At 55.0% G+C, this 22,527-nt stretch carries 19 protein-coding genes and 2 tRNA genes; 1 reads left to right on the top strand and 20 read right to left on the bottom strand.

What is annotated here, in order from left to right; genetic code table 11:
- Positions 1 to 61 precede the first annotated feature (61 nt).
- From DFR26_RS00120 to rlmE, 17 genes are all read right to left on the bottom strand, one after another.
- On the bottom strand, positions 62 to 1,057 hold the full coding sequence (locus DFR26_RS00120; protein ID WP_425453343.1) for a putative solute-binding protein: 996 nt from the start codon (positions 1,055 to 1,057) through the stop codon (positions 62 to 64).
- 84 nt (positions 1,058 to 1,141) lie between these two features.
- Positions 1,142 to 2,173 (bottom strand): hypothetical protein, encoded by a 1,032-nt coding sequence (locus DFR26_RS00125; RefSeq protein WP_116206931.1) that lies wholly within the window; start codon positions 2,171 to 2,173, stop codon positions 1,142 to 1,144.
- 215 nt (positions 2,174 to 2,388) lie between these two features.
- Complete coding sequence (pnp, locus tag DFR26_RS00130; protein WP_116206932.1) at positions 2,389 to 4,473, bottom strand: polyribonucleotide nucleotidyltransferase; 2,085 nt, start codon at positions 4,471 to 4,473, stop codon at positions 2,389 to 2,391.
- A gap of 164 nt (positions 4,474 to 4,637) precedes the next feature.
- A complete protein-coding gene (gene rpsO, locus DFR26_RS00135) occupies positions 4,638 to 4,907 on the bottom strand; it encodes a 30S ribosomal protein S15 (RefSeq protein ID WP_116206933.1) in 270 nt (89 codons plus the stop codon).
- 90 nt (positions 4,908 to 4,997) lie between these two features.
- Complete coding sequence (gene truB, locus DFR26_RS00140) at positions 4,998 to 5,942, bottom strand: tRNA pseudouridine(55) synthase TruB (RefSeq protein ID WP_116206934.1); 945 nt, start codon at positions 5,940 to 5,942, stop codon at positions 4,998 to 5,000.
- Positions 5,943 to 5,954: 12 nt separating this feature from the next.
- On the bottom strand, positions 5,955 to 6,365 hold the full coding sequence (gene rbfA / locus DFR26_RS00145; RefSeq protein ID WP_116206935.1) for a 30S ribosome-binding factor RbfA: 411 nt from the start codon (positions 6,363 to 6,365) through the stop codon (positions 5,955 to 5,957).
- Positions 6,366 to 6,379: 14 nt separating this feature from the next.
- The gene (infB, locus tag DFR26_RS00150) at positions 6,380 to 9,100 is read right to left on the bottom strand and encodes a translation initiation factor IF-2 (protein ID WP_116206936.1); all 2,721 of its coding nucleotides are present in this window, start codon (positions 9,098 to 9,100) and stop codon (positions 6,380 to 6,382) included.
- Between the two features lie 36 nt (positions 9,101 to 9,136).
- Positions 9,137 to 10,609 carry a transcription termination factor NusA gene (gene nusA, locus DFR26_RS00155; protein ID WP_116206937.1) on the bottom strand — a complete coding sequence of 491 codons (1,473 nt, stop codon included), beginning with the start codon at positions 10,607 to 10,609 and terminating at the stop codon, positions 9,137 to 9,139.
- A gap of 26 nt (positions 10,610 to 10,635) precedes the next feature.
- The gene (rimP, locus tag DFR26_RS00160; RefSeq protein WP_116206938.1) at positions 10,636 to 11,103 is read right to left on the bottom strand and encodes a ribosome maturation factor RimP; all 468 of its coding nucleotides are present in this window, start codon (positions 11,101 to 11,103) and stop codon (positions 10,636 to 10,638) included.
- Positions 11,104 to 11,270: 167 nt separating this feature from the next.
- A tRNA-Met gene (locus DFR26_RS00165) sits at positions 11,271 to 11,347 on the bottom strand.
- Positions 11,348 to 11,457: 110 nt separating this feature from the next.
- Positions 11,458 to 11,542: transfer RNA gene (locus tag DFR26_RS00170), tRNA-Leu, on the bottom strand.
- 45 nt (positions 11,543 to 11,587) lie between these two features.
- A complete protein-coding gene (gene secG / locus DFR26_RS00175) occupies positions 11,588 to 11,944 on the bottom strand; it encodes a preprotein translocase subunit SecG (protein ID WP_116207594.1) in 357 nt (118 codons plus the stop codon).
- 14 nt (positions 11,945 to 11,958) lie between these two features.
- On the bottom strand, positions 11,959 to 12,717 hold the full coding sequence (gene tpiA / locus DFR26_RS00180; RefSeq protein ID WP_116206939.1) for a triose-phosphate isomerase: 759 nt from the start codon (positions 12,715 to 12,717) through the stop codon (positions 11,959 to 11,961).
- 59 nt (positions 12,718 to 12,776) lie between these two features.
- Complete coding sequence (gene glmM, locus DFR26_RS00185) at positions 12,777 to 14,114, bottom strand: phosphoglucosamine mutase (RefSeq protein ID WP_116206940.1); 1,338 nt, start codon at positions 14,112 to 14,114, stop codon at positions 12,777 to 12,779.
- A 12-nt stretch (positions 14,115 to 14,126) separates the two neighbouring features.
- Positions 14,127 to 14,963: a dihydropteroate synthase gene (gene folP / locus DFR26_RS00190; RefSeq protein WP_245952973.1), complete on the bottom strand. Its 837-nt coding sequence runs from the start codon at positions 14,961 to 14,963 to the stop codon at positions 14,127 to 14,129.
- An 18-nt stretch (positions 14,964 to 14,981) separates the two neighbouring features.
- Positions 14,982 to 16,916: an ATP-dependent zinc metalloprotease FtsH gene (ftsH, locus tag DFR26_RS00195; RefSeq protein WP_116206941.1), complete on the bottom strand. Its 1,935-nt coding sequence runs from the start codon at positions 16,914 to 16,916 to the stop codon at positions 14,982 to 14,984.
- Positions 16,917 to 16,988: 72 nt separating this feature from the next.
- Positions 16,989 to 17,630 (bottom strand): 23S rRNA (uridine(2552)-2'-O)-methyltransferase RlmE, encoded by a 642-nt coding sequence (rlmE, locus tag DFR26_RS00200; RefSeq protein ID WP_116206942.1) that lies wholly within the window; start codon positions 17,628 to 17,630, stop codon positions 16,989 to 16,991.
- Between the two features lie 140 nt (positions 17,631 to 17,770).
- Between rlmE and yhbY the strand changes: the two genes are divergently transcribed.
- Positions 17,771 to 18,082 carry a ribosome assembly RNA-binding protein YhbY gene (gene yhbY / locus DFR26_RS00205; RefSeq protein ID WP_245952974.1) on the top strand — a complete coding sequence of 104 codons (312 nt, stop codon included), beginning with the start codon at positions 17,771 to 17,773 and terminating at the stop codon, positions 18,080 to 18,082.
- A gap of 6 nt (positions 18,083 to 18,088) precedes the next feature.
- Here the strand turns inward: yhbY and DFR26_RS00210 are convergent, their stop codons facing one another.
- The 3 genes from DFR26_RS00210 to carB are packed head-to-tail and all read right to left on the bottom strand — an operon-like array spanning position 18,089 to position 22,526.
- Positions 18,089 to 18,796, bottom strand: a complete 708-nt coding sequence (locus tag DFR26_RS00210; protein ID WP_116206944.1) for a type 1 glutamine amidotransferase — start codon at positions 18,794 to 18,796, stop codon at positions 18,089 to 18,091.
- A 36-nt stretch (positions 18,797 to 18,832) separates the two neighbouring features.
- The gene (gene greA / locus DFR26_RS00215; RefSeq protein WP_116206945.1) at positions 18,833 to 19,309 is read right to left on the bottom strand and encodes a transcription elongation factor GreA; all 477 of its coding nucleotides are present in this window, start codon (positions 19,307 to 19,309) and stop codon (positions 18,833 to 18,835) included.
- 1 nt (position 19,310) lies between these two features.
- Entirely contained in the window at positions 19,311 to 22,526 is a 3,216-nt protein-coding gene (gene carB / locus DFR26_RS00220; RefSeq protein WP_116206946.1) for a carbamoyl-phosphate synthase large subunit, read from the bottom strand.
- Position 22,527: the final 1 nt, after the last annotated feature.

Genomic DNA, 22,527 nt, shown 5'->3' on the forward strand with positions numbered 1-22,527 from the left:
CCTTGATTTGAAATAGCGGCGAGCACGTATGCTCGCCGCCAACCATCACAGTCGCTGTGACTTATTCTAGGTTTTGTGTGCACTCAGCATTACCACTCTCGATTGAGCAGCGTGTCTTCTTCAGCAATTTCATCATGAGCGGGTCGTAGATACCCTCTTTCGTCAAGCTAATGCGTGCATCACGCAGCAGAACAACATAGCCCAACTTTTCATCGCTAGGCAGGTCCATCCACGCGGTGCCCGGCACATCCTTCTCTGCCTTTGAAATCAATCGCATCGAACGATTGTATTGGCTATCCCAATACTTACGCGACGCTAAGCCGAAGCCAGCGGGGAACTTGTCCTTGTTGATGATCAGCTGAAAGGTCAGCTGAGCAATAGGGAAGCGCACAATAGCGCCGTCATTGCCAAGCCCTTTGTAAAGCTCGAGAGGCTTATACGCCATGGCTGGTGCCGCAATGATATCAACCGCATTGTTGTTAAACTTGGCCGCAAAGTTGCTGATGTCCGATGAGACGGGCTGTGCGCCAACCTTTTGCACCATTTTGGCTTGTGATTTGTCGTAATCGAAAATCGCAATTTTCTTGCCGGCTAATTTGTCGACATGATTAATCGAGCGGCTTTTCACGAACAAATAAGCAGCTCCTGCTGGCGCCACACCAGCGACTTCGAACTTACCTTCGACCATCTTGCCTGAGAGTGCCGGGTTTGCCAGCGTCGAGATGGCTTTTTCCATGACTGCATAGGAAGGAATGGCACCGATAGAATCGAGTGAGCCAGTAAATTTATTAAACTGACGACCACGCATACCCGTCAACATGACGCCATCGCACTGTCCAGCCTTGAAGTCTTCAGCAGCGGTGCGCTCATCGGTATAGGCCTTGAGTTCAACGGCTGCGCCCATTTTCGTTGCCGAAATGGCATAGTCTTTCATCAAGCCGTAGGCGTCGCCTTGCGCGCCAAGAATGTCAAACACGCAGATTTTGTTATCGGCTGATGCTTGCGCTGAGACAGATGCAGCGAGCACTGTCACGGCCGCAGCGGCCAGATTTTTCATCTTTTTCATGAGTTATACCCTCGAAATACGTCAAAAATAGTCAACACGACTGCCAAACGCTTAACGCCTGGCAGTCGGTGAAGTTCACAGAAGGTCTGAGATGTCGATACCTTCAGCGCGCTCAGCTTTTTCATCCCAGAACTTGCCGAGCATGCCCGATGGCGTGCGTGTACCCGCGCCCTCGGTCCACATACGGTCGGATAGCGTGGTAATCAAAAGGCCGGCAATGCTATCGGCTAAGCGATAATCAACGTTAGGCTTGAAGCCCTCTTTAACATTGGCAAAACGGCGAATGGCATCGCGTAGACGCGCTTGATCATCTTTGCCAGCAGCTGACAATGCATACATGGCATGCGGCAGGCGAACACCAGCTTCCTCACCCAATGCCATCGAGGCATTCAGTGCACCCCATGGATCTTTGCCTTCATCAGCACCAGGCAAGACATTCCACACCACAGCGCGAGCTGCTAGCGGTACGCCCCACCATTTTTTGTTGTCCAAACAGGTAAACGCACGCTCAGCTTTCGCGGCGATATCTAACGGCACGCCAACCACTTGTTGCGCAACGATGTCGTTGAGCACCGCTTGCAAACCGGTAACTAAACCGAGCATGTAGACAAACTCATCGAAATCTTTGTAGAAATCAGTGCATTGCTCGCCAATTTCAATGTCGTAACGCTTCTCGTAGTAGGTCACAAAGCGCTGATACGCCAGGAGCTGACGACGTGCGGCGAGTTCAGCAAAGCGCTTTTGGGAAATACGCGCATCCTGAGCCTCTTCAACGTTTCCGGCGCGCGCAGCACGCAGGTAGCGAAGTTCTGCTTCGGTAGCGTCAATCTCAGCGCACAAACCCGCGGTAGTGTAGAGCAAGGTGCCGAGCTGATTGGCATCTGCACCGAGGTTTTCAGTTGCCATGATTAATGGCGCCGTTGCCACACCAGATTGGCAGGCCATACGCACGTCATTATCTTGCAGCATGGGAGGGACGAGATTTCTCTCGACGAATCGGAGGGCTTGGTTACTCACAAAGGCAATAGGGTCACAAGCAGACAGCAAAACTGACGAGCCAATAACGATACCTGCAAAACCAAGACGGAGTTGGCGGAAGCCACCCATGTCGTTCTCCTTATAGGAAATTATTATTATCGCTCGCGGGCATTTTTGTTTTCGTGCGCCACGCGCGTTTCATTCGAAGCCATTAGGACTTACGAAAGATAACACTATGGGCTGATAGCATGAAAGTAGAGATTATGATTTCCCCTAGTTTTCTTGCATCAGCGGCCCACAAGCCAACAGCTGTCGGGTCATCCCTGCCCCGACAGCCATATTGCTTAGGACTCGATAAGCTCTTTCATGGATAGCTTGATGCGGCCACGTTGATCAACATCGAGCACCTTCACTTTCACGACTTGGCCTTCGGTCAAATGATCGCTGACATTTTCCACGCGCTCATGGGCGATTTGTGAAATGTGCACGAGGCCATCGGTGCCCGGCAAAATGTTCACAAACGCACCAAAGTCGACGATGCGCGCCACGGTGCCATCGTAAACAGTACCGACTTCAACTTCCGCAGTGACTTCTTGCACGCGCGCCAAGGCAGCTTGCGTAGCCGCTTTGGTTTCGCCGTAAATGCGCACCAAACCTGAGTCATCGATATCGATGGTGGCTTTGGTTTGCTCACAGATACCACGAATAGTCGCACCGCCTTTACCGATGACGTCACGGATTTTGTCGGTGCTGATTTGGATCGTGGTGTAGGTTGGTGCGTGCAGGCTGACTTCTGCGCGCGAGGCCGATAACACCTCATTCATTTGCGTGAGGATGGTTTGTCGCGCTTCATGAGCCTGGCCCAACGCGACTTCCATGATCTCCTCAGTAATGCCTTCGATCTTGATGTCCATTTGCAGTGCGGTCACGCCATTGGCGGAACCAGCCACTTTAAAGTCCATATCACCGAGGTGATCTTCATCACCCAGAATATCGGTCAGCACGGCGAAACGATCGCCCTCTTTCACCAGACCCATAGCGATACCCGCGACAGGGGCCTTCATCGGCACACCAGCGGCCATCAGCGCCAAAGAGGCACCGCAGATCGAGGCCATCGAGGATGAGCCGTTCGATTCAGTGATATCTGACACCACGCGAATGGCATACGGGAATTTATCAGCTGCGGGCAGCATGGGGTGCACACCACGACGCGCCAAACGACCATGGCCGATTTCGCGACGCTTTGGACCAGACTCGCGGCCCGTCTCGCCCACTGAGTAGGATGGGAAGTTGTAATGCAGCATGAAGTTGTCGGTGTAGGTACCCTCCAGCGCATCGACCATCATGCAATCGCGGGTACCGCCAAGCGTGGTCGTGACCAAAGCTTGAGTTTCGCCACGCGTAAACAGCGCTGAGCCATGCGCGCGTTCCAGCACATCAACTTGAATGTCGAGGGCACGCACGGTTTTCGTGTCGCGACCATCGATACGTGGCTTGCCACTGAGGATGTTGTCGCGGACAGCGCGATACTTTAAGTCGTCGAACAGCTCCAGCACTTCTTCAGCACTTTGCTCGCCGTCTTCTGGGGCAAATTGCGCCAACACAGCTTGCTTAATCTCATCCAAACGCGCGTAACGATCTTGCTTTACACGAACGGTGTAGGCGTCTGAGACCTGCGCGCCAAAAGCAGACTTCATGGCATCTTGCAGTGCGGTATTGACCACGGCAGCGGCAACATCCCACTTAGCGGTACCGACTTCTGCGGCGAACTCATTGATTGCCGAGACCACCACTTGCATTTCATCGTGACCAAACAAGACCGCGCCGAGCATCTGATCTTCGCTCAGCTCTTTGGCCTCTGACTCCACCATCAAGACCGCGGCTTGCGTACCGGCCACCACGAGATCGAGATCGGATGCTTTCATTTGCTCGAAGCTGGGGTTTAAGACGTACTCGTCGTCGATATAGCCCACGCGAGCGGCACCGATTGGACCATTGAACGGCAAGCCAGAAATAGCCAAGGCCGCCGAGGTGCCGATTAACGCGGCAATATCGGAGTCTTGCTGTTTGTCAGAAGAAATTACTGTCGCGGTGACCTGCACTTCATTGACGAAGCCTTCAGGAAACAAAGGACGAATAGGACGATCGATCAAACGCGAGGTGAGCGTTTCTTTTTCTGTGGGACGGCCTTCACGCTTGAAGTAACCGCCGGGAATTTTACCGGCCGCGTAAGTTTTTTCTTGATAGTTCACAGTTAATGGGAAAAAGCCCTGACCAGGCTTTGGCTTTTTCGCGCCAACCACTGCCACGAGCACTTGCACACCGCCCATGGTGACCACTACAGACGACGCTTGACGCGCCACGCGGCCGGTTTCTAATGTGACGCTCTGTGCGCCGAACTGAAAGGTTTTGCTTACGATATTGAACATATATTCCTCAATCAGTACGCCCTATGCGTACCGTGCTGACTAATTTGTCATTGGAGGCCCCTAACAGTTGCCATGCCTTAAGCATCGCAGGTGTTAGAAGCCTCTCCGATGACACACTGATTAAAAAATAAGGAGCGGCGAACCGCTCCCCATTCCTTACACGCTTAGCGACGCAGACCCAATACTTGGATGAGCGCAACATAGCGGCTGCTGTCTTTACGTTTGAGGTAATCGAGCAGCGTACGGCGTTGGTTCACCATGCGGATGAGACCGCGGCGCGAATGGTGATCATGCTTGTGCGCCTTAAAGTGTGGCTGCAGATCATTGATCTGGGCCGACAGCAAAGCCACTTGGACTTCACATGAGCCGGTATCGCCGGGGGCACGAGCATGCTGCGCTACGATGGCAGCCTTGTCCTGAACTGTCAGGGCCATGGGTTTTCTCCTCTGAAAGGCCATAAAACAACGACAGACCGAGCCTTTCTTCAGTCCGCGCTGACACGCCCTATGGGCATGTGTGGTGACTTACTGCGACGTGTTGACGCGCACTAAGCGTTTCGGGGCAAGCAGACCATCATCATCTTGACTGCCTATGCCTAAAAACATGTCGGGCTGACCATCATCTTGTATTTCAAAAATCAGCACCGACTGACCATCACGCGGCAGGCCTGAAGCCTGTACGGGATTGCCGTGGCGCAGATAATACGCTGAAGTTTCGCTCAACTCCACTCGCGGCCAATCGGCGAGACCGGCCCACGCCGGCAATAAAAACACGTCTAAGGCAGGAAAGCCTTGTGGCTCTGCATCGGCAATTTGCTCTCGCGTGACGCTCTGCTGAAGCGTAAATGGCCCAGCCTGTGTGCGACGCAGTGCCACGACATGCGCGCCACACCCAAGCACATCGCCAATATCTTCTACTAAATTGCGAATATACGTGCCCTTTGAGCAGGAAACTTCTAGCTCGACATACGGCAGCTCGATCGCCGTACAAACCAAGCGATAAATGCTGACCGGACGCGCTGCTCGCTCAACCTCAATGCCGGCACGCGCTAACTCATAGAGCGGACGGCCATCGCGCTTGAGCGCAGAAAACATCGAGGGCACTTGCAAGATATCACCGCGGAACTGCTGCAGTACCGTCTCTAAATCATCGGTGGTGATCGCAGGTACGACCGCGCGAGCAATAATCTCGCCCTCGGCATCGGAGGTAGTGGTTTTCTCGCCCAACTTGAGGCGGGTGACATAGGTTTTATCGGCATCAAGCAGATAATGCGAGTACTTGGTGGCCTCGCCCAAACAGATCGGCAAAACACCGGTCGCTAAGGGATCAAGGCTGCCCGTATGACCGGCTTTATCGGCCTGATAGCGATGCTTTACCCATTGCAGAATTTGATTTGATGTCATGCCAATGGGTTTATCGAGCAGCAAAATACCATCGATAGGGCGGCGTGGGCGGCGCGGTTTACTCATCGGCTCTCGCGCTTAGTCGCGGCTGTCGTCGGAGGCAGCTTCAGCGCTTGCGTCCGTGCCACTGGCATTTTTTGCATCGGCATTGACCGCTTGCGTGATCAGATCCGCCATACGATTACCGCGCGATGTTACCGTGTCGTGGTGAAAGCGTAGGTGCGGCACGATGCGCGTGCGCAAGCCGCGACCTAGCTCACCACGCAAGACACCCGCCGCGGCATTCAATATGCCAATGCCCTCATCGGGCGCTTCGTCTAGCGTCTTGCCCAAAATCGTCACGTAAATATCGGCATAGCCCATGTCGGGGCTGACTTTCACTGCCGACACCGTGACCATACCTAAGCGCGGGTCACGCAAGCGCTGGCGAATCAAATCGGAGATATCGCGCTGAACTTGGTCGCCTAAGCGTTGCGTGCGTTGACTCACTGAATCGTCCTGCCTTACAAGCTGCGCTTGATAATTTGGATTTCGTAGACTTCGATTTTGTCACCGGCTTGGATGTCTTTGTAACCGCGAACGGCAAGACCGCATTCCATACCATGACGAACTTCAGGTACGTCATCTTTATAGCGGCGCAATGACTCGAGCTCACCCTGGAACACCACCACGTCTTCACGTAAGACACGGATGGGTTTGTTCCGGAACAGGCTACCCTCAAGCACCATGCAACCCGCAGCATGACCAAATTTCGAGGAATGGAATACCTCACGAACCTCAGCCATACCGACAATGTTTTCACGACGCTCTGGCGACAACAGACCAGACATCGCGGCTTTCACATCATCGAGCAACTCATAAATGATGCTGTAATAGCGCAGGTCGATGCCATCGTTTTGGCATTTCGCACGGGCACCGTTGTCGGCTCGCACATTGAAGCCAAGCACCACCGAACCAGTAGACTCGGCCAGTGTGACATCCGATTCGGCAATCGCGCCGACACCCGAGCTGACGATTTTCACCACCACTTCGTCGGTGCCCAAGTCATGCAGCGCGGCAGTTAACGCCTCTAGCGAGCCACGCACATCGGCTTTCAAGACGATATTGACGCTGGCCGCTTCTTTTTTGCCCATATTGGCAAACACATTTTCCAGCTTCATGGCTTGCTGCATGTCCATGCGCACTTGGCGATCGCGAGCTAAACGGAACTCCGCCACTTCGCGTGCCTTGCGCTCATCGGCCACGACCAAGAACTCATCGCCAGCACCCGGCGCTTCAGGAAGACCCAAGATCTCAACCGGCATCGATGGGCCAACGGCTTTTACCAGCTTGCCATTTTCATCAGTCAAGGCGCGGGCGCGGCCATACATGGTGCCGGCCAGCACCAAGTCGCCTTTTTTCAGCGTGCCTTTTTGCACCAGCAAGGTGGCTACCGCACCGCGACCTTTATCGATACGCGACTCAATGACCACACCCTGTGCCGCACCTTTTGTTGAGGCGCGCAGCTCAAGCACTTCGGCTTGCAGCAAAATCGCGTCTAACAGGTTATCAATGCCATCGCCGCTATGGGCTGAGAGCTTGACGATTTGCGTGTCGCCACCCCAATCCTCGGGCACAACACCTTTCGCCGACAGCTCATTTTGCACACGATCAGGATCGGCTGACTCTTTGTCCATTTTGTTAATGGCAACAATCAGCGGCACGTTTGCCGCACGCGCATGATCGATCGCTTCAGCCGTTTGCGGCATCACGCCATCATCGGCCGCAACCACCAAAATCACGATATCGGTGGCTTTCGCACCGCGCGAGCGCATGGCCGTGAAGGCCGCATGACCCGGGGTATCTAAAAACGTCACCATGCCGCGAGGTGTTTCTACGTGGTAAGCACCGATATGCTGAGTAATACCGCCAACTTCGCCAGCGGCCACTTTGGCACGACGAATAGCATCAAGCAGCGATGTTTTACCGTGATCCACGTGACCCATAATGGTCACAACGGGTGCGCGCGGCGCATCATCGCCATGATCTACAATCGAATCCATCAGCGAGTCTTCAAGCGCGTTGTCACTGACAAACACGGCGGTATGACCCATCTCTTCAACCACTAAAGCCGCGGTTGCTTGATCAATACTTTGGCTTTCATTCACCATTTCGCCCATTTTCATGAGCACACGAATCACATCACGCGATTTGCGCGCCATTTTTTGCGCGAGATCGCTGACAACAATATTTTCTCCGATGGCAACTTCGTACACCTGTTTCTCCACCGGCTTTTCAAAGCCATGTTTTTTCGATAACGCGCTGGTCAGCGTGCGTGGCGTCTGGCGGAAAGCCTGCTCTTCACGCTTCTTAGGACCTTTCTTACCACCGCGAGCATTGGTACCACCGCCACGCTTGATCTCACGATCTTCACGGGCAAATGAGTCCTCGTAGGCGACACCGACCAAACCACGCGCTAACGGCGCATCGGTTGGTGCAGCGGCTGTACCATCCTCTTTACGCACAGCGAGCTCGGCAGCAATTTTTTGCGCTTGCTCAAGCGTTTTTTCGCGTGCTTTCTCTTCTGCTTCGCGACGCACAACGTCTTCTTGACGCTTGCGCACTTCGTCGGCCGCACGTGCTTTAGCAGCCTCTTCTTCGCGACGCGCCTTCTCTTCCGGCGTCTCTAATCGCTTCACGTCCACTTTCGGCACGCTCAACTTGCGCGAATCCTTAGGCTCATTGCCTAATTGCTTGCGTGCCTCTTCTGCGGCTTTGCGTGCCTCTTCTTCAGCGGCTGCCACACGCGCATCTTCAGCAGCGCGCTTTTCTGCATCAATGGCGGCTTGCTTAGCTTCTTCCGCCTGGCGGACAGCAGCCTCAGCCTCAAGACGCTTAGCCTCTTCGGCTTCGCGCACTTTATCTTCCTGCTCTTCGAGCACCGAACGCTTCACGTACGTGCGAGTTTTGCGCACTTCAACGTTGACAGTCTTGGCGCGACCACCGGTAGCAGCTGAGGTTTTCAATGTGCTAACGGTTTTGCGCTGCAAAGTAATCTTGCGCGGCTCACCGGCCTGCTCGCCATGGGCACGCTTGAGGTGCGCAAGCAGCTGCTGCTTTTCGCTATCGGAGACAGCGTCGGTGGCTTTTTTATGGTTGAGACCGGCTTCGCCCATTTGTGCGAGCAACGTCTCAACAGGACGACCGACGGTGTCGGCTAATTCTTTAACGGTGACTTCAGCCATGGGGCGTTTACTCCGGTTCTGAGAAGGTGGCCCGGCTTATTGAAACCAGGGCTCACGCGCCTTCATGATCAATTGGGCAGCAATATCGTCGTCGAGGCCGTCGATATCATTGATGTCGTCAATGGCCTGCTCAGCCAAATCTTCCATGGTGACAATGCCGCGTGCAGCCAGCGAAAACGCGAGCTTGCGATCCATGCCTTCCATCGCTAATAAGTCATCGGCTGGCTCGCGAGCGCCCTCTTCAGACACTAAGGCTTTCGTAAGCAGCGCATCTTTGGCGCGCTGGCGCAGCACATCAACCAGCTCATCATCAAACTCTTCGATGGACTGCAGCTCTTCGAGCGGCACATAGGCCACTTCTTCGAGCGAGGTGAAGCCTTCATTGACCAAGATGATGGCGATGTCTTCATCCACGCCCAGGTCACTCATGAACGCATCAATAAAATGTTGCGCTTCGTTTTCTTGCTTGGCTTGCGCGTCTTCTAATGTCATGACATTCAGACGCCAGCCGCTGAGCTCCGAGGCGAGCCGAACATTTTGGCCGCCGCGACCAATGGCCATCGCCAACTGATCTTCTTCAACGGCTACGTCCATGGTGTGGTTGTCTTCATCGACCACAATGGATGCCACTTCAGCCGGCTGCAGCGCATTGATGACAAACTGCGCGGGGTTATCGTCCCAAAGCACAATATCAACACGCTCGCCGCCCAGCTCACCCGAAACGGCTTGCACACGCGAACCACGCATGCCGATACAAGCGCCTTGCGGATCAATGCGATGGTCGTTGCTTTTCACCGCCAACTTAGCGCGCACACCAGGGTCACGCGCAGCTGCACGGATCGAGATAATTTCCTCACCAATTTCTGGCACTTCTATACGAAATAGCTCGATGATCATTTCTGGACGCGTACGCGACATGAGTAATTGCGCACCACGACCTTCGGCATTGACATCAAACAACACGGCACGCAACCGATCGCCCATGCGGAACGATTCACGCGGCAACATCTCTTCGCGCGCCAAATACGCTTCTGCGTTAGCACCTAAATCAATGATCAAGCCATCGCGTGTGGTCTTTTTCACGATACCCGAGAGGATTTCGCCAACCCGGTCACGATAGGCATCAACCACCAACGCGCGCTCGGCTTCGCGCACTTTCTGCACGATCACTTGCTTCGCTGTTTGTGCGGCAATGCGACCAAACGCTTCCGAAGCAATTTTCTCTTCAACGATATCGCCAAGGGCTAAGCCCTTTTCTTCGACATCACTAATGGCCAATTGCATAGCTGGAATTTCGTGGTCTTCGTCGGCAACGACTTCCCAAAAACGAAAGGTTTCGTATTCGCCGCTGCGACGATCAATCGCCACACGAATGTTAATTTCGTCATTGTCGAAGCGCTTCACGGTCGCCGCGGCTAATGCCTCTTCCAATGCTTGAAAGATAACTTCGCGGCTCACGCCTTTTTCGTTGCTGACCGAATCCACAACCAACAGGATTTCTTTACTCATGATGGGCCCTGCTTATTCGTGTTCTATCAAAAGTTCGGAACGATATTTGACTTATCGATACTAACAAACGGAATTTCATACGCGATGCCATCAACCTGCAATGTCACCGTACTATCTGTGCTGCTCAGCATGACGCCCTTGAAGCGGCGACGGCCTTGTAGCGGCGCGGTTAAGCGCACATTTAACTCTTCACCAACGTAGGCAGGATACTGACTGGGATTAAACAGCGCGCGGTCCCAACCAGGCGATGACACCTCAAGCGTGTACTCACCGGCAATGGGATCTTCAACATCCATCACACCACTGACTTGATGGCTCACGCGTGAACAGTCATCAATGCCTACGCCGGCTTCGCGATCCGTATCAATGTATACGCGCAGTACCGAGTGCTTGCCTTGCTGAAAAAACTCCACACCCCACAGCTGAAAGTCGCATGACTCAACCACAGGCGCTAGCAATTGCGTTAGTTCTTCAATTTTCTTCGAGATGGCCATTGTGCCCGTCTCTCCCGGCGCCCTATGAGCAGGCGTTTGCACATGTCAGAAACAAAAAATGGGCCTCAATGCCCACGTTGACGGCAGCCCGGTGAACCGGGGATCACCTGCCGCAAGACCTGTAAAAAAGCCCACTCTAGGTGGGCTTTTTCAACAAAGTCCGAATGTGGTAGCGGGGGCTGGATTTGAACCAACGACCTTCGGGTTATGAGCCCGACGAGCTACCTGACTGCTCCACCCCGCATCAGAGGTTGCGAAATATAGAGATCTGACACGGACTTGTCAAACCCTTTCGCTACCGGCAGCGCCGGTATTTACACCGAATCATCTGATCGCTCAGAAATCCGGCTAAATTGGTGCGGAAGGGGGGACTTGAACCCCCACGCCCGAAGGCACAGCCACCTCAAGGCTGCGTGTATACCAATTTCACCACTCCCGCATTGGTGTTTTACCCCGCCACCGGGGACACGATAAATCGTGCAGTTTACTGCGCTGGTGCGACCGGCAAATCAGGGTTTGCTGGAGCAGCAGGCGCTTGCTGCACAGGCAATTCAGGCAGACCCGGAATTGCTTGTGAGTTCGGTGCCAATGACGTGGCTAATGCACGCGATTGGTTTTTGGCATATATGGCCAAACCTAAACTGGTGACAAAAAAGACCAACGCCAATGCAGCCGTTAGCTTCGTCAAAAAGCCTGTTGAACCCGAGCTACCGAAAACGGTACCCGACGAGCCTGCACCAAAGGATGCGCCCATTTCAGCGCCTTTACCTTGCTGCAACAAAATCAAGCCAATCATGACCACTGCCACGATGATGTGCACAACCAACACCAATGTTTCCATGACCATTAACCTTGTTAGGCGACCTGACCCGCTGCGCGGCAAATCGCTAAAAATTCTGGCGCCGACAAGGATGCTCCTCCGACCAACGCCCCATCAATATCCGGCATAGCAAATAGGCCCGCCGCATTATCCGCTTTGACACTACCGCCATACACAATACGCAGTGCTTGCGCTGCTGGCGCATCGAAGGCGGCAACTACAGCGCGCAATGAGGCATGCACAGCCTGCGCTTGCTCAGGTGTTGCTGTTAAGCCCGTGCCGATGGCCCACACTGGCTCATATGCCAACACACCCGATGCCAATGCCTCAGCACCCATCAACTCTAAAACTGCTAGCACCTGCCGCGATACAACGGCGAGCGTGTCGCCCGCCTCACGCTCCGCCAGCGTTTCGCCAACACACAACACGGCAGTCAAACCTGCGCGCTGAAGTGCGGCAAATTGTGCGGCCACCAAGGCGTCATTCTCACCAACACCCTGGCGTCGCTCCGAATGCCCCACTAAGGCACCCGCGAGCTTGAAATCTTCCATCATTGCCACCGAACAGTCGCCGGTATAGGCGCCTGAAGCATGCGGCGAAACAGTCTGCGCCATCACAGCAACTGCAGTATCACGCAGGGCATCGCTCGATTGCTGCCAATACGGCGCAGGCACAGCAACTGCTGTATCAACAGACGCGACATGCTCTGCCGCAGCCAGTGCGTCAAGCAAGGCGGCGTTAGACTCACGTACACCATTCATCTTCCAGTTGCCACCAACCCAAGGTCGACGCATATCCGTATCTCCGGGGCCGGCCTCGCAAGGTCGGCAATACTAGCGAAGCCGACGACGGCTTACAAGCAGTTGCGCACAGTCTCTGCAAGAGATTTTGCTAAAGCCTGAACTAATGCGGCATTTTGACCCTCGACCATGACGCGAATGACTGGCTCAGTACCTGAGGCGCGCAACAAAACACGGCCCTGTCCGGCCAACTGCTGCTCCGCATCGGCAATAGCCAACTGAACACTCGGCTTACTCATGACATCAACACGCTCAGCTAAACGCACATTAATCAGCTCATGAGGAAACTTACTCATGCCAGCTTTTAGCTCGGCCAATGGCTTTCCGCTCTCAACGATAGCTTTCAGCACCTGCAAGGCGGCGACAATGGCATCGCCGGTGCTGGATTTATCGAGACAGACAATATGGCCGGAGGCCTCGCCGCCAAGCGTCCAGCCGCGCTCATTGAGCGCGGCCATAACATAGCGATCACCGACATTGGCACGGACAAACTCAACGCCCATGGCTTGAATGGCTTTTTCGAGTCCGAAGTTGCTCATCAAGGTGCCGACAACGCCGCCAATGGAGGCTCCGCTGCGCTGGCGTTCACGAGCCATGACATAGAGCAGTTCATCGCCATCGACGACTTCACCGCGATGATCAACCATAACAATGCGGTCGCCATCACCATCGAAGGCAATACCGAGATCGGCTTTTTCTGCCAGCACACGCTGCTGCAATGACTCTGGATGGGTTGACCCCACGCCGTCATTGATATTGTGGCCATTAGGCTCGCAGGCATGGCGAATCACGCGTGCACCTAATTCGTCAAATACCGCAGGCCCAACGTGATAGGTCGCACCATGGGCACCATCGATAACGATTGTTAAGCCACGCAATGACAAATGATAGGGAAACGTGGATTTGCAAAACTCGATATAACGCCCACGCGCATCCTCTTGGCGAGTGACCTTACCCAATGTGTCGGGGTTATCAATTCGCATGTCTTGATCGAGCCATGACTCAATGCTGAGCTCTACAGCGTCATCTAACTTGCGGCCATCGGGGCCAAAAAATTTGATGCCATTATCGTGATAGGGGTTGTGTGAGGCGGAAATAACAATGCCGGCGCTGGCATGAAACGCACGCGTTAAATGCGCTACCGCCGGTGTTGGAATAGGCCCCAGTAAACGCACGCTAACGCCGGCAGCGGACAAGCCTGCTTCGAGTGCCGACTCAAACAAATAGCCCGACAACCGCGTATCCTTACCGACCACAACCGATGGGTTGTCGACCTTGACTGCCATGGCTCGCCCGGCAGCCCAACCAAGCTTCAAAGCAAATTCTGGGGTAATGGGATACTGGCCAACTAGCCCGCGCACACCGTCGGTACCGAAATATTTTCTGCTCATTATTATCCTTAATTAGTCTGCTGCAGATTGTGCTTGCCAAAGCGCGAGGGCATCGACAGTTTCACGCACATCATGGGTGCGAATGATACGAGCGCCGCGCTCAACCGCCAAGACCGCCGCCGATAAGCCGGCCGCACCGCGCGCCTGCACAGGCGCACCACCCAAGACATCACCCAGCATGGACTTGCGTGAAACACCCACCATTAGCGGCGCCCCAAGCGCCTGCAAGCGCTCGAAATGTTTAAGCAAACTAAGGTTGTGCGCCAGTGTTTTGCCAAAGCCAAACCCCGGATCGAAGAGCAATCGCTCAGCACCAATACCGGCACCAAGACACGCCGCGGCGCGCTCACGCAAAAAGGCCATAATCTCATCACAGACATTGGTGTAGCGCGGTTGCTGCTGCATGGTTTCAGGCTGCCCCTGCATATGCATCAGGCATACCGGCAGTCCCGAGCCGGCGGCGGCCTCGAGCGCGCCCGGGCGCTGAAGCGCGCGCACATCATTGATGAGTCCGGCGCCAGCCTTCGCGCCAGCACGCATTAGCGTCGGCGAGGACGTATCGAGTGACATAATGACATCGAGCCGCTGACCAATTGCCTCCAACACCGGCATGACACGATCAAGCTCTTCTTGCGGCGACACCGGCGCAGCGCCTGGACGCGTGCTCTCACCGCCAATATCGATGATCTGCGCACCGGCATGACAAAGGCTGTCAGCGTGATGAAGCGCTGCATCGAGGGCGTTATAACGACCACCATCTGAAAATGAGTCGGGGGTGACATTGAGCACCCCCATCACAACGGGCCGCGTCAGATCTAAGACACGACCGCCACACGACAGATGCGTCACCACGTCGCGCCTATGGCGTTAAATGGCATCAGGCGCTGGCGTGGCCGAGCCATTGGACTCGTCTTTTTCGCTCGATGTCGCCGCTGTGTCGCCGCCACCTTTTGAGTCATCGTCTGTCCAGCCGCTGGGCGGACGCACATCGCGGCGAGCCATCAGGTCGTCAATTTGTGGCGCATCAATGGTTTCATACTTCATCAAGGCCTCAGACATGGCATCGAGAATGTCGCGATTATCAACGAGTAATTCGCGCGCGCGCGCATAGCAGCGATCAATCACCGAGCGCACTTCGATATCAATTTCAATGGCGGTCTGACTGGAGACATTTTTGGTCTGCGTAACCGAGCGGCCCAGAAATACTTCGCCTTCATCTTCTTCATAGAGCAATGGGCCGAGCTTCTCGGATAAACCCCATTTGGTGACCATATTGCGCGCCAATTCGGTGGCACGCTGAATGTCATTGCTGGCACCGGTGGTGACCCCCTCAAAGCCGAGCGTGAGCTCTTCGGCAATGCGGCCGCCAAACAGCGAGCAGATATTGCCCTCAATACCGCGCTTGGACATGGAGTAGCGATCTTCTTCGGGCAAAAACATGGTCACGCCTAGCGCACGACCGCGCGGAATGATCGACACTTTGTAGACCGGATCATGTTCAGGCACCAAGCGACCAACAATGGCATGGCCGGCCTCGTGGAAGGCGGTGTTGAGCTTCTCTTTTTCCGACATAACCATGGATTTGCGCTCAGCGCCCATCATGATTTTGTCTTTGGCTTTCTCAAACTCATTCATGCTGACTTGCTTGAGGTTGCTGCGCGCGGCAAACAACGCGGCCTCATTGACCAAGTTAGCCAGGTCAGCGCCGGAGAAGCCGGGTGTGCTGCGCGCGAGGTTATTTGGCACGACATCATTGCCCATGGGGATTTTGCGCATGTGCACGCGCAGAATTTGCTCGCGGCCACGGACATCAGGCAAACCAACCACGACTTGGCGGTCAAAGCGACCGGGACGCAGGAGCGCAGTGTCGAGCACATCGGGGCGGTTGGTGGCGGCAATAACAATCACACCTTCGCTGCCTTCAAAGCCGTCCATTTCGACCAAGAGCTGGTTCAGCGTTTGCTCGCGCTCATCGTGACCGCCGCCCATGCCGGCACCACGATGACGGCCCACGGCATCGATCTCATCGATGAAAATAATGCACGGCGCCTGCTTCTTGGCCTGCTCAAACATATCGCGCACGCGGCTGGCGCCGACACCGACAAACATCTCAACGAAATCAGAGCCCGAGATGCTGAAAAACGGCACTTTCGCCTCACCAGCAATGGCTTTCGCTAGCAGCGTTTTACCGGTACCGGGTTGACCAACCATGAGAATGCCGCGCGGAATGCGACCGCCCAGATTTTGAAACTTACCCGGGTCGCGGAGGAACTCAACCACTTCGCTGACTTCTTCTTTGGCTTCATCGCAGCCGGCAACGTCGGCAAAGGTCACTTTGATTTGATCTTCGGTAAGCTGGCGCGCACGTGATTTACCAAAGCTCATAGGATTGCCGCGACCACCGCCGCCGCCCATGCCACCGCCCATTTTGCGCGATAAAAACACAAACAGCGCCACCATCAGCAGGATAGGAAATGCTGCTACTAAAAGCTGCGACAACATGCCTTGCTGCTCAGGCGCGGCACCGACCACGGTGACTTTCTGACGCAAAAGCTGGTTGATAAGGTCTTTGTCTTCGGCAGGCGGTCGCACGGTCTCAAACTTCTGACCGCTGGCGCGCTGACCCGTAATGAGGTCGGGCTGGATACGCACGCTTTGAATTTCGCCGGCATCAACCGCGGCCACGAAATCACTATAATTCATGGCTTGGCTGGGTGCTTTTTGGCCAAAATTACCAAACACATAGGCAAGTGCCCCTGCGATCAGCAGCCACACCACAATATTTTTGCCGAAATCATTCACAAAGCAACCTCCAGGTCATCCGACCTTGTTGTGGCAGCACAGAGCTGCCGGCTGTGATGGACTGCCCACCACTTATGGGCGAAAACCACTCGCCACTAAATAGACTTCCCGCGAACGCGCCCGCGAGGCCGCCGGTTTACGCGCCTTCAGCACAGCGAAATGCTGCAAAATAGCACGGCGATATTCTTCATAACCCTCGCCCTGAAAGACTTTCACCACAAACGTGCCTTTCGGGCGTAGCACCTGCACCGCCATCTCTAAGGCGAGTTCACACAAATACATGGCGCGCGGCAAGTCTACTGATGTATTACCACTCATATTGGGGGCCATGTCGCAAATTACAAGGTCCATCGGCTCGCCGTTGAGTTCCGTCATGATGGCATCGCTGACTGACTGCTCGCGAAAGTCGCCGAGTACGAAGGTCACATCAGGGAGCGCATCCATCGGCAAAATATCACTGGCAATGACTTTGCCGCGACCATCCATCAAGCGCCCAGCGACCTGGCACCAGCTACCTGGCGCCGAGCCCAGATCGAGAATATTCATGCCCGGCCGGATAAGTTTATCTTTCTCCTGCAGCTCCAAAAGCTTGTAGCTGGCGCGTGAGCGGTAACCATCTTGCCAAGCTTTTTGCACATAATGATCGTCGAGATGCTCCTGCATCCAGATCTTGCTGCGGCCACTGAGTTTGCGATTGGTAATTTTTGTAGCCATGGCACCGATAACACTGCAGACAACAACAGAAAAACAGGAACTAGCGGCAACAAAGCGCTAGAATAGAGTGTCTTTTTACCAGAATTCGGCGCGTTATGCCCTGCTTTTACGCAGCAAACCGCCCCAACACTGAGGTTGCCGTGAGCTTGTCACCCGCTGAGAAAAAACGTTTGCGCCAAATTGGCCACCACTTAAACCCACTTGTGCAACTCGGCGGCAATGGCTTAACCGAGGCCGTACTGGCGGAGATTGATGCGCGCTTAGAAGATCACGAACTCATTAAAGTTCGCGTAGGCGGCGATGATCGCGAGGCACGAAGCGAAGTCATTGCCGAGATTGCGCGCACTACCGCCTCGGAAATTGCGCAGACTATTGGCAAGCTCGTGCTGCTGTACCGCCCCGCCAAACGCCCAGATCCCAAGCTCTCTAACCTCTTGCGAGCACTTGGCTAACGGAAGCTATTGCGTTGGCGAAGTGAGCCACGACAGCAGCCTGGTGAGCGCGTCATGCATCTCGTGATAAGTGGCGCTCGGCCATTGCAGCAAGGTCTCAGCGGCTTGCACCGACGGCCCTTTTTTCGTCAGCTCATCTGCACACTGCAGGGTTAATGCCTCCAACCCTACTGTGGTAATTTCCAAATGACATTGCAGCGCTAAAGCGCGTGGCCCCATGAGCACCGCTTGCGTCGCGCAGGCTGCGCTGCTGGCAAGCTGTTGGGCGCCTGCCGGCAGTGAAAATGTCTCACTATGCCAATGCAGCACACACAAATCATCCCACACCGCAGGCACATCTGCGGCGGCATCAGTCGCTACTAAGGGATACCAGCCGATTTCTCGCACAGGGTTTTTCGTCACGTCAGCCCCCATGCACAAGGCCATTTGCTGTGCACCAAGGCATATGCCCAATGTTGGTACGCCCCGCGCAATGGCCTCTTGCAAATACGCGCGCTCATCGGCAAGCCACGGGTATTGCTCGTTGTCATGGACGCTCATTGGCCCGCCAAGGCAGAGCAACAGGTCAATGTCATCTAGGTCAGGCAGGGCTCGATCGCCGCTATACCATGCGGTCGTTGTGACCTCCGCACCTTGGGCCGAGAGCCAGTCGGCGATATGCCCAGGCCCCTCAAACACAACATGCTGAAGCACGTGCGCGCGTTTAACACTCATAGCTTAAGGTCTCACGCGCGATCAGTGATCGCAGGATTATTCGTAGCGAACCGCGACAACTTCGTATTCGACTCGGCCACCGGGCGTTTCAATCACGGCATCATCGCCTTCGCTTTTGCCAATGAGACCGCGCGCAATGGGCGAATTGACTGAGATTTTGCCGATTTTAAAGTCGGCTTCGTCATCGCCCACGATGTGATAGGTCTTGGTCTCGCCGGTATCGATATTTTCAATGTCGACCGTGGCACCAAAAATCACCTTGCCAGTTTTTGGCATTTGCAAGATATCAATGACTTGCACATTTGAGAGCTTGCCTTCGATATCTTGAATGCGCCCCTCAATAAAGCCTTGTTGCTCACGTGCGGCGTGGTATTCGGCATTTTCTTTCAAGTCGCCGTGCGCACGCGCTTCCGCAATCGCGGCAACGACCGCTGGGCGATCGGTGCCTTTTAACTTAATCAGCTCGGCCTTTAGCGCTTCTGCGCCTTGCACCGTCATTGGGTATCGTTGCATATCAAAGCCCCTCGTGGAGATCCTGTAAGCGGCGCACCGTTAACGCATCCGTCGATCGCAGCGATTGGCTGACGGCCTCAGCGCCGCTCAGCGTGGTCGTGTAGTAAACCTTGCCTTGCAAGGCACTGCGACGAATCGAGAATGAGTCTTCTTGAGCCTGCTTGCCTTCCGTGGTGTTAATGATGAAGCTGATGCTGCCGTTCTTCAACATATCGACAATATGCGGACGGCCTTCCGTAACTTTATTGACGCGCTTGCAGGCAATACCCGCATCAGCCAAGACTTTTTGCGTGCCACTCGTGGCGACTAGCGTGAAGCCCAGGCCAGCTAACTCGCCAGCCACGCGGGAGACGTGCGGCTTATCGGAGTCACGCACCGATAAAAACACACAGCCGCTGGTTGGCAGGCGCTCATTAGAGCCTAAAACTGCTTTATGGAAGGCTTCAGCAAAGGTCGCGCCAGAGCCCATAACCTCGCCTGTCGACTTCATTTCTGGGCCTAAAATGGGGTCTACGCCGGGGAACTTGGCAAACGGGAATACCGCTTCTTTGACGCTGTAATAGTTCGGCACGATCTCTTTAGTAAAGCCCTGATCTTGCAAGGACTTGCCAGCCATGCAACGCGCCGCCACTTTCGCCAGCGAGGTGCCAATGCACTTCGAGACAAAGGGCACGGTGCGCGAGGCACGTGGATTGACCTCGAGCACATAGACGTCATTGCCCTTCACGGCAAATTGTACGTTCATTAAGCCGATAACGCCGAGCTCGCGCGCCATCGCGATGGTTTGCGCGCGCATAACATCTTGCAGCTCAGCCGACAGGTTGTAGGGCGGTAATGAGCACGCCGAGTCGCCGGAGTGAATGCCGGCCTGCTCGATATGCTGCATGATGCCGCCGATAACCACGGTCTTGCCGTCGCTCACGCAGTCGACATCGACCTCGATGGCATCATCTAAGAAGCGATCGAGCAGCACCGGCGACTCGTTGGAGGCGCTCACGGCTTCGCGCAGATAGCGCGCCAGCTCCGCATCATTGAAGACGATTTCCATGGCGCGACCGCCAAGCACATAGCTTGGGCGCACCACCAATGGGTAGCCGACTTCCGAGGCCAGCAACAGGCCCTCTTCAGTCGAGCGCGCCAAGCGATTCGGCGGCTGCAATAGATTCAGACGCTCAACCATTTGCTGGAAACGTTCACGGTCTTCGGCACGGTCAATGGCATCGGGGGACGTACCGATGATCGGCACACCCGCCGCCTCAAGGGCACGCGCAAGCTTCAGCGGGGTCTGGCCGCCGTATTGCACGATGACGCCTTTGGGCTTCTCGAGCGCGGCAATTTCTAACACATCTTCCAGCGTGACCGGCTCGAAATACAGACGATCGGAGGTGTCGTAATCGGTGGAGACGGTTTCGGGATTGCAGTTGACCATGATGGTCTCAAAACCATCTTCGCGCATCGCTAACGCCGCATGCACGCAGCAATAGTCAAACTCAATGCCTTGCCCAATGCGGTTCGGACCACCACCGAGCACCATGATTTTATCGCGGTTGCTTGGCTCAGCCTCGCAGGTTTCTTCGTAGGTCGAATACATATAGGCGGTGCTGGTCGCAAACTCGGCAGCACAGGTATCGACGCGCTTATAGACCGGGTTGATGCCCTGGCTCCAGCGCCGTTTACGCAGCTCTTTTTCGGAGACGCCAATGAGCGTGGCCAAACGACTATCGGCAAAACCCTTACGCTTGAAGCGCCACATGGCATCGCGATCAAGACCGGCAAAGCCAAGTTGCGTCACCTCGGCCTCAGCCTTGATGATGTCTTCGATCTGCACCAAAAACCAGGGATCGACACCGGTAAGCTGATGCACTTCGTCGATGCGCAGGCCCATACGGAAAGCATCGCCGATATACCAAATACGCTCAGGGCCGGGGTTTGATAGCTCATTGCGGAGCTTGGCATCGGCATTGGCATCGCTGGCGCTGAGCATCGGGTTAAAGCCATCAGAGCTGACTTCTAAGCCGCGCAAGGCTTTCTGCAAGGACTCTTGGAAGGTACGACCAATCGCCATTACCTCACCGACTGACTTCATTTGCGTGGTCAGGCGCGGCTCAGCTTGCGCGAACTTCTCGAAGTTGAAGCGTGGAATTTTGGTGACCACATAATCAATCGATGGCTCAAATGACGCTGGCGTGCGGCCACCGGTGATGTCGTTTTTCAGCTCATCGAGGGTGTAGCCAACGGCCAATTTCGCCGCAACTTTAGCAATCGGAAAGCCGGTGGCTTTTGAGGCCAGCGCCGAGGAACGCGACACGCGCGGATTCATCTCGATGACCACCATGCGGCCATCGTGCGGGCTAATACCAAACTGCACATTGGAGCCGCCGGTTTCCACGCCAATCTCACGCAACACCGCGCAAGAGGCGTCACGCATGATTTGATATTCTTTATCGGTCAGCGTTTGCGCGGGTGCCACGGTGATCGAGTCGCCGGTGTGCACGCCCATGGCGTCGAAGTTTTCAATGGCGCAGACGATGATGCAGTTGTCATTGCGGTCACGCACAACTTCCATCTCGTACTCTTTCCAGCCAATCAGCGACTCATCAATGAGCAGCTCGTTGGTCGGCGACAGATCCAGACCACGCTCGCAAATCTCGATGAACTCTTCGCGGTTATAGGCAATACCGCCACCCGAGCCGCCCATGGTAAATGATGGACGGATAATCGAGGGAAAGCCTGTGGTTTCGAGCACCGCAAAGGCCTCGTCCATATTGGTGGCAATACCCGCACGCGGACACTCCAGGCCAATACGGCGCATGGCTTGGTCAAAGAGCTTGCGGTCTTCAGCCATGCGGATAGCTTCTTTCGAGGCACCGATTAGCTCAACACCGAACTTCGCCAGCACACCTTCTTTGTCGAGGGCGAGTGCGCAGTTCAGCGCAGTCTGGCCACCCATGGTTGGCAGCAGCGCATCGGGGCGCTCTTTTTCGATGATTTGCGCGACGGTCTGCCACGTGATCGGCTCGATATACGTCGAGTCGGCCATCGACGGGTCGGTCATGATGGTGGCCGGATTGGAGTTCACCAAAATAACGCGGTAACCCTCTTCACGCAGCGCCTTACACGCCTGCGCGCCGGAGTAATCGAACTCACAGGCCTGACCAATGACAATCGGACCAGCGCCGATGATGAGAATGCTTTGGATATCAGTACGCTTTGGCATG

The organism is Paraperlucidibaca baekdonensis (assembly GCF_003387535.1).
Classification (GTDB): Bacteria; Pseudomonadota; Gammaproteobacteria; order Pseudomonadales; family Moraxellaceae; genus Perlucidibaca; species Perlucidibaca baekdonensis.

Excerpts from the sequence above, each read along its gene's own strand:
- DFR26_RS00210 (WP_116206944.1), bottom strand. The coding sequence starts at position 18,796 with ATGAGTGTTAAACGCGCGCACGTGCTTCAGCATGTTGTGTTTGAGGGG.
- rlmE (WP_116206942.1), bottom strand. The coding sequence starts at position 17,630 with ATGGCTACAAAAATTACCAATCGCAAACTCAGTGGCCGCAGCAAGATC.
- rpsO (WP_116206933.1), bottom strand. The coding sequence starts at position 4,907 with ATGGCCCTGACAGTTCAGGACAAGGCTGCCATCGTAGCGCAGCATGCT.
- truB (WP_116206934.1), bottom strand. The coding sequence starts at position 5,942 with ATGAGTAAACCGCGCCGCCCACGCCGCCCTATCGATGGTATTTTGCTG.
- glmM (WP_116206940.1), bottom strand. The coding sequence starts at position 14,114 with ATGAGCAGAAAATATTTCGGTACCGACGGTGTGCGCGGGCTAGTTGGC.
- nusA (WP_116206937.1), bottom strand. The coding sequence starts at position 10,609 with ATGAGTAAAGAAATCCTGTTGGTTGTGGATTCGGTCAGCAACGAAAAA.
- secG (WP_116207594.1), bottom strand. The coding sequence starts at position 11,944 with ATGGAAACATTGGTGTTGGTTGTGCACATCATCGTGGCAGTGGTCATG.
- tpiA (WP_116206939.1), bottom strand. The coding sequence starts at position 12,717 with ATGCGTCGACCTTGGGTTGGTGGCAACTGGAAGATGAATGGTGTACGT.
- DFR26_RS00120 (WP_425453343.1), bottom strand. The coding sequence starts at position 1,057 with ATGAAAAATCTGGCCGCTGCGGCCGTGACAGTGCTCGCTGCATCTGTC.
- carB (WP_116206946.1), bottom strand. The coding sequence starts at position 22,526 with ATGCCAAAGCGTACTGATATCCAAAGCATTCTCATCATCGGCGCTGGT.
- pnp (WP_116206932.1), bottom strand. The coding sequence starts at position 4,473 with ATGTTCAATATCGTAAGCAAAACCTTTCAGTTCGGCGCACAGAGCGTC.
- rimP (WP_116206938.1), bottom strand. The coding sequence starts at position 11,103 with ATGGCCATCTCGAAGAAAATTGAAGAACTAACGCAATTGCTAGCGCCT.
- infB (WP_116206936.1), bottom strand. The coding sequence starts at position 9,100 with ATGGCTGAAGTCACCGTTAAAGAATTAGCCGACACCGTCGGTCGTCCT.
- greA (WP_116206945.1), bottom strand. The coding sequence starts at position 19,309 with ATGCAACGATACCCAATGACGGTGCAAGGCGCAGAAGCGCTAAAGGCC.
- DFR26_RS00125 (WP_116206931.1), bottom strand. The coding sequence starts at position 2,173 with ATGGGTGGCTTCCGCCAACTCCGTCTTGGTTTTGCAGGTATCGTTATT.